Below are 7540 nucleotides of genomic sequence, written 5' to 3' on the forward strand. Positions count from 1 at the left end.
CGGCATTTTCCCGGACTGAATAAAATGATGAAGTTATTCCGGGACAATTACTTAAGCCTGCCATATGACTAAAACTATGGGTAAGACAAAAATCAGCAGAGAAAATTCCATAAAAAAAGAATTTTTTACCCGCCTTGCTGTTTGTACATAGTCCGATAGACTACGGACGGTTTATCGCCATCAATGAAAATGCCAGAGGGAATGTGACGTGACCAGAGTTGCTGTTATGGGTGCCGCAGGAAGAATGGGGCGAATGCTTGTTAAAGCCGTTGCCACTGATGGCCATTGCCAGCTGGGGGCAGCAATTATCAAGCCTGGTGACAGCCTGTTGGGGGTGGATGCGGGAGACCTGGCAGGGGTTGGTCCGATGGGTGTGCCATTAACGGATAATCTGGCGGCAGCTGTCGATGATTTTGATGTCCTGATCGATTTCACCACTCCCGGATTGACCATGCTCAATGTTGCGCTGTGCCGCCAGCATGGGAAAGGAATTGTGATTGGCACCACGGGCCTGGGCAATGACCAGAAAGCACAGCTGGCCAAAGCGGCAGAGAATATGGCCATGGTTTTTGCGCCTAATATGAGTATCGGGGTCAACCTGGTGTTCAAGCTGCTGGAGATGGCGGCAAAGGTGCTGGGTGATGATGCTGATATTGAGGTGATCGAGGCGCACCATCGTCACAAGGTGGACTCCCCCTCCGGAACGGCGCTGAAAATGGGGGAGGTAGTGGCCGATGCCCTGGGTCGTGACCTGAAGACCTGTGCGGTCTTCGGCCGTGAAGGGTATACCGGGCCAAGGGATCGTGAAACCATTGGCTTTGCTACTGTTCGAGCCGGAGATGTGATTGGTGACCATACCGTGCTGTTTGCCTGTGAAGGTGAGCGCGTTGAGATAACCCATAAAGCCAGCAGCCGGGTGATCTATGCCCGGGGTTCATTGCGGGCGGTGCATTTCCTTTCTGACAAAAAGTCTGGCCTGTTCGATATGCAGGATGTGTTGGGCCTGAAAGTTTGAAGCCATTGCATGGCAGTGTTTTCGCAAGGGGGGCGAAATGGGAGCTAACCATTCAGTTAGTGATTTATCCGGGATCAACTGTTTAACTCCTTAACAGCTAAACAAAGGAAAATATTAAATAACAGCCCGGCACCTTGATTATAAAAAAGGGTAAACAAAGGAGGTTAGTCATGATGATTTCGGGTGTCTCTCCCCCTCAGCAGTCGAGCCTGCCAGCCAATGGCACTGTTGATAGCACTTTTGACAGCACTGTTGATAGCACTGTTGATAGCACTACAGAAGTACAAAAAAATACTCCCTGTTGCCGTAACATCACTTGTCAACAAACCGCCCGCGGACTCTGTTCCCGGAAGATTGTCGGCCATGATGGCGCTGTTTCAGCAGGAAACACGGTTAAGCCTCTGAAAAGGGCCTGTCCTGCATGTCCAGATCTGATACCTCAGAAAGCAGCTAAAACAGAGCTATCCACTGTTAGCCAGAGCAGCGATCGTCAGGATGTAGATGCAGATCCGAAATGGCAGCCAGTGAATAACAACGAGAACCGTAAAACTGAGGCAGTCAGGATATACCTTCAATATAAGGTGAAAAAAATTGTCGAAAAAGTCAGACTTCAGTTCTTGATGACAACAAAGGAACAAAAGGACAAGTTGAAAAACAAACAAAAGGAGAAAGCCAGTGTTGCAGCTGAGATAAGGGAGCGTGAAAACAGTATGTGTAATCCAATGCACACAATGACCCACGTAATCAAGCAAATGTTACTGGATCAATCGTTTCAAAAACTGGCTGCATTGGACATTGAGGTTAAATCACTGACCCATGCACTGCAGGATGATGTGCGCAAAGAGGTGTTCATCAAGAGAGTGTCTGAACTGGCGGCCCAACAGATGACCGCTTGTGAGGGGCTGCCCGGCGGGGTGCAACGACTGGTTGATGACTACCTGAAAAATCAACGCTGGGCTGAGTTGTTGCCCCAGGATGCCTGAACCACAAATCGCCAAACAGCCAAAAAATGTTGGAAAAGTGAGTTGGTTTGTAGTCTAATAACTTAAATTTGCCTTGAATTTATGGTTTATGCGCCAAGGTGCAAGATCAAAAGCGAGATGGTTTTTTAAAACATCTCGCTTTTTTTGGGTCTGCGAACTGTCGGTTGTAAAGCAACATAGCGTTCAGGCATGGGAAACACGCATATCAGGCAAATTTACTATTAGATTCAAGTTCGGGAGGATCCTTTGACCAAGACGGCTGTTTTAGCTCTGGAAGATGGCAGTATTTTCCGGGGAATTGCCATTGGAATTGATGGTGAGACCAGTGGTGAGGTGGTTTTTAACACGGCAATGACCGGTTATCAGGAAATTCTCACCGACCCTTCCTATTCCCGCCAGATCGTTACGCTGACCTATCCCCATATTGGTAATACCGGTATTACCCCGGAAGACGAAGAGTCTGCCCACATCCATGCTGCCGGCCTGGTCATCAAGGACCTGCCACTGCTGGCCAGCAACTGGCGCAACAAAATGTCGCTGGATGACTATCTGAAGTCCCGCAACATTGTTGCCATCGCCGGCATCGATACCCGCAGGCTGACCCGGATTCTGCGGGAAAAAGGCGCGCAAAATGGCTGCATCATTGCCGGTAACGCCCCTGGCAAGGCTGATGAGGCCAGGGCACTGGCCAGGGCCCGTGAATTCCCGGGTCTCAAAGGTATGGATCTGGCTAAGGAAGTAACCACTCACCAGCCTTACACCTGGACAGAGGGAGTCTGGAGCCTGGAGACCGACAGTCATGGCGACGTGACCGACCTGCCGTTCCACGTGGTGGCTTACGATTTTGGTGTGAAAAGAAATATTCTGCGCATGCTGGCGCAGCGAGGCTGTCGCCTCACCGTGGTGCCAGCGAAAACACCAGCCAAAGAAGTGCTGGGCCTGAATCCGGATGGTATTTTCCTCTCTAACGGCCCGGGTGACCCCGGGCCTTGCGATTACGCCATTGCCGCCATCAGGGAAATTCTGGACACAACCGCATTGCCTGTATTTGGCATCTGCCTGGGTCATCAGCTGCTGGCGCTGGCCAGTGGTGCCAGGACCGAAAAGATGAAGTTTGGTCACCACGGTGCCAACCATCCGGTTCAGGATCTCAAGACCGGACAGGTCATGATCACCAGTCAGAACCACGGTTTTGCCGCCGCCGAAGACTCTCTCCCAGACAACCTGAAGGCAACCCACAAGTCGCTGTTTGACGGCAGTCTCCAGGGTATCGAACGGACTGACCGCCCTGCTTTCAGCTTCCAGGGCCACCCGGAAGCAAGCCCGGGGCCACAGGATGTGGCCGGGCTGTTTGACCGATTTGTTGAGATGCTGAAGGCAGCAAAATAACCAACCCCGTTTTGATGTGAGAGTAAAGATGCCAAAACGTAATGATATTAAAAGTATTCTGATACTCGGGGCTGGTCCAATTATTATCGGCCAGGCCTGTGAGTTTGACTATTCCGGGGCGCAGGCCTGTAAAGCGCTGAAGGAAGAGGGGTTTCGGGTCATTCTGGTAAACTCCAACCCGGCGACCATTATGACCGACCCGGCCATGGCGGACTCAACCTATATTGAGCCGATCCGCTGGGAGACCGTTGAGAAGATTATCGAAAAAGAGCGCCCGGACGCAATTCTCCCCACCATGGGTGGCCAGACCGCGCTGAACTGCGCCCTGGACCTGTTCCATAAAGGTGTGCTGGAAAAGTACGGCGTGACCATGATCGGTGCCAACCAGCAGGCCATCGACAAAGCCGAGGATCGTCAGCTGTTTGACCAGGCCATGAAAAATATCGGCCTGGCAACGCCCCGCTCCGGTATTGCCCATACCATGGAAGAGGCCCGTGCCGTTCTCGATCAGGTTGGCTTCCCCTGTATTATTCGTCCGTCGTTTACTATGGGCGGCACCGGTGGTGGGATTGCCTATAACAAGGCAGAGTTTGAAGAGATCTGCTCTCGTGGTCTCGACCTTTCGCCCACCAATGAGCTGCTCATTGATGAATCGCTGATTGGCTGGAAAGAGTACGAGATGGAAGTGGTCCGTGATCGCAACGATAACTGCATCATTGTTTGCGCCATCGAAAACTTTGACCCCATGGGGGTCCACACCGGTGACTCCATTACCGTCGCGCCAGCCCAGACGCTGACCGATAAGGAATACCAGATCATGCGCAACGCCTCCATTGCGGTACTGCGTGAGATTGGTGTGGAAACCGGCGGTTCCAACGTGCAGTTCGGTATCTGCCCGGATACCGGTCGTATGGTGGTGATTGAGATGAACCCCCGGGTATCCCGCTCTTCTGCCCTGGCGTCCAAGGCCACCGGTTTCCCCATTGCCCGGGTTGCTGCCAAGCTGGCGGTGGGATACACCCTGGATGAGCTGAGCAATGAGATCACCGGTGGTGTGGTGCCCGCCTCTTTTGAGCCATCCATTGATTACGTGGTGACCAAAATCCCCCGTTTTGCCTTTGAGAAGTTCCCCCGGGCCGATGACCGTCTGACCACCCAGATGAAGTCGGTAGGTGAGGTAATGGCCATTGGTCGTTCATTCCAGGAGTCTGTGCAAAAAGCGTTGCGTGGCCTGGAAACCGGTGCCACGGGCTTTAACTCCATGTTTGCTGGCAAACTGGATGCCTGCCCTGATGCAGAACGTGAAGAGGCCCTGGCCAGAATCCGCCGTGAACTGGTGACACCGAAAGCGGACCGTATCTACTACGTTGCCGATGCCTTTCGGGCCGGAATGACCCTGGAGGAGATCTTTGCGCAGTGCAAGATTGATCCCTGGTTTTTGGTACAGATTCAGGATCTGGTCAGCGAAGAGGCGCTACTGGCAGACGACGCGGCTAATGGCAAGGGACTCACCTCCCTGACCAAGGAGCGCCTGTTCCGCCTCAAGCAGAAAGGCTTCAGCGATGCACGTCTGGCGGAGCTGCTGGGCATTAGCGAAGCCGAGGTACGCAACTACCGTCGTGAACTGCAGGTCAGGCCGGTCTACAAACGGGTGGATACCTGTGCGGCAGAATTCCAGTCTACGACAGCGTACATGTACTCCTCCTATGATGAGGAGTGTGAGGCCGAGCCCTCCGGCCGTGACAAGATCATGGTGATTGGCGGTGGCCCGAACCGTATCGGCCAGGGTATCGAGTTTGACTACTGCTGTGTCCATGCGGCACTGGCGGCGCGGGAAGACGGTTACGAAACCATTATGGTGAACTGCAACCCGGAGACCGTCTCTACCGATTACGACACCTCTGACCGACTCTACTTTGAGCCGGTCACCCTGGAAGACGTGCTGGCCATCATCGATGTTGAGCAGCCCACCGGTGTGATCGTCCAGTACGGTGGCCAGACGCCGCTGAAACTGGCCCGTGCCCTGGAAGCTGAAGGTGTGCCAATTATCGGTACCAGCCCGGATGCGATTGACCGTGCCGAAGACCGTGAGCGCTTCCAGCAGATGATCCGCAAGCTGGATTTATTGCAGCCCGCTAACGCCACGGTTCGCAGTGAACAGGAAGCGGTGGCCAAAGCGACAGAGATTGGCTACCCACTGGTGGTCCGTCCATCCTATGTTCTGGGTGGACGAGCCATGGAAATCGTTGCCGGCGAAGATGAGCTGGTGCGATACATGAAAGACGCCGTTCAGGTATCCAACGACAGCCCGGTGCTGCTGGACTCCTTCCTGAACCGTGCGGTGGAGGTGGACGTTGATGCGGTCTGTGATGGCGAGCGTGTGGTCATTGGTGCGATCATGCAGCATATCGAGCAGGCGGGTATTCACTCCGGTGACTCCAGTTGCTCGCTGCCGCCTTACAGCCTGAACCGCCGTCATCAGGATGAAATCCGTGAGCAGGTGCGTGCCATGGCCCTGGAACTGGGCGTTGTGGGCCTGATGAACGTACAGCTGGCGATTCAGGATGACCAGGTCTACGTGATTGAGGTGAACCCCAGGGCTTCGCGTACCGTGCCATTTGTCTCCAAGTGCATTGGCCACTCCCTGGCCAAGATTGCGGCACGGGTAATGATGGGCAAAACCCTGGAAGCGCTGAACTTTACGGCTGAGATTGTGCCGCCATACTACAGCGTCAAAGAAGCGGTGTTCCCCTTCAATAAGTTCCCCGGCGTGGACCCGATTCTTGGCCCGGAGATGAAATCCACCGGTGAAGTGATGGGCGTTGGGGCTACCTTCCCGGAAGCGTTCCACAAGGCTCAGCTGGCTGAGAACATGCAGGTGCCACAAGGAGGAAAGGTGATTCTCTCGGTCCGGGACTTTGATAAACCGGAAGTGCCGATGGTGGCCCGTCTGCTGATGGATATCGGCTTTGAGCTGCTGGCCACCTCCGGTACGGCGAAAGTGATTGAAGAGGCCGGTTTGCCGGTGACCACCATTAACAAAGTGCACCAGGGCAGGCCGCATCTGGTGGACATGATTGTCAATGGTGATATAGCCTTCATGATCAACACCACTGAAGGTCGTCAGGCCATTGCCGATTCTTACCTGATCCGGCGCTCCGCATTGACCAATAAGGTGCTATATACAACCACCATGGCGGGCGCTGAAGCGATTGCCCGTTCCATCGCCTTTGGATCAGAAAGATTGGTCAGACGGCTTCAGGATCTACACGAAGGTAATGTTGGATGAAAAGAATTCCCATGACGGTGGAGGGTGAAAAAGCCCTTCGAGAAGAGCTGGCTCATTTGAAGGGGGTGGAGCGTCCTCGTATCTCTGCGGCTATCGCCGAAGCGCGGGAACTCGGAGACCTTAAAGAGAACGCTGAATACCATGCGGCCCGTGAGCAACAGAGCTTTACCGAGGGCCGCATCAACGATATTGAGGCCAAGCTCTCCAACGCCCAGGTGATTGATATTACCGCCATTGCCAAGACCGGTAAGGTGCTGTTCGGTGCCACCATTGTACTGATCAACCTGGATGATGACCGGGAAGTCACCTACAAGATTGTCGGTGACGATGAAGCGGATATCAAAGTGCACAAGATCTCCGTGAACTCACCCATTGCCCGGGCCCTGATCGGCAAGGAAGAGGGGGATGTGGTGGTAGTCAACACGCCTTCCGGCGGTGTGGAATATGAGATTGATGAAGTGCAGCATATTTGATTAATACGTCAGTAAGCGTATATCTTTGTGATTGAATTCCTGTGTTGTCTGATGCAGCACAGGGTTTTTTTATGGCGTGTTTTCTCTCTTGATCTGTCCTCGCTGTTCTTCAATCATCCGGTCACCTGCACGATGTACAGTGACCGGGTACGAAGTGGTGATTGGTCGAAAATCTTCTATGTTATCGTCTTCCTCTATTCTCCGTGTAAAAGGTGATAACTGATTAATTTAAAAAAAAGCTGTGCATTCTCTTTCAAGAGAATTTCAGCCGATAAAGTTGCAGGTGGCTATAGAACCATGTTGGTGAACGTTGGTAAAAGAGATTGATGTAAGAGGATGGTATAAAAATCAGAAAATTCCAGATTTAAGTGAGGGGTGCTGAATAGTTACA

General features: G+C 53.0%; 5 protein-coding genes. All 5 read left to right on the forward strand.

What is annotated here, in order from left to right; all coding sequences use genetic code 11:
* The first annotated feature begins 208 nt into the window (after positions 1 to 208).
* The gene (gene dapB, locus KDK14_RS04125) at positions 209 to 1015 is read left to right on the forward strand and encodes a 4-hydroxy-tetrahydrodipicolinate reductase (RefSeq protein ID WP_257263753.1); all 807 of its coding nucleotides are present in this window, start codon (positions 209 to 211) and stop codon (positions 1013 to 1015) included.
* A 170-nt stretch (positions 1016 to 1185) separates the two neighbouring features.
* A complete protein-coding gene (locus KDK14_RS04130) occupies positions 1186 to 1998 on the forward strand; it encodes a hypothetical protein (RefSeq protein ID WP_257263754.1) in 813 nt (270 codons plus the stop codon).
* A gap of 246 nt (positions 1999 to 2244) precedes the next feature.
* Entirely contained in the window at positions 2245 to 3387 is a 1143-nt protein-coding gene (carA, locus tag KDK14_RS04135; protein ID WP_257263755.1) for a glutamine-hydrolyzing carbamoyl-phosphate synthase small subunit, read from the forward strand.
* 28 nt (positions 3388 to 3415) lie between these two features.
* Positions 3416 to 6676, forward strand: coding sequence for a carbamoyl-phosphate synthase large subunit (gene carB / locus KDK14_RS04140; RefSeq protein WP_257263756.1), 3261 nt, complete (start codon positions 3416 to 3418; stop codon positions 6674 to 6676).
* A complete protein-coding gene (greA, locus tag KDK14_RS04145) occupies positions 6673 to 7149 on the forward strand; it encodes a transcription elongation factor GreA (protein WP_257263757.1) in 477 nt (158 codons plus the stop codon). Before carB ends, greA begins: the two co-directional genes overlap by 4 nt.
* The last annotated feature ends 391 nt before the right edge of the window (positions 7150 to 7540 follow it).

Source organism: Endozoicomonas sp. ONNA2 (assembly GCF_024606365.1).
In the GTDB taxonomy this organism is placed as follows: Bacteria; Pseudomonadota; Gammaproteobacteria; order Pseudomonadales; family Endozoicomonadaceae; genus Endozoicomonas.

Excerpts from the sequence above, each read along its gene's own strand:
- KDK14_RS04130 (WP_257263754.1), top strand. The coding sequence starts at position 1,186 with ATGATGATTTCGGGTGTCTCTCCCCCTCAGCAGTCGAGCCTGCCAGCC.
- carB (WP_257263756.1), top strand. The coding sequence starts at position 3,416 with ATGCCAAAACGTAATGATATTAAAAGTATTCTGATACTCGGGGCTGGT.
- greA (WP_257263757.1), top strand. The coding sequence starts at position 6,673 with ATGAAAAGAATTCCCATGACGGTGGAGGGTGAAAAAGCCCTTCGAGAA.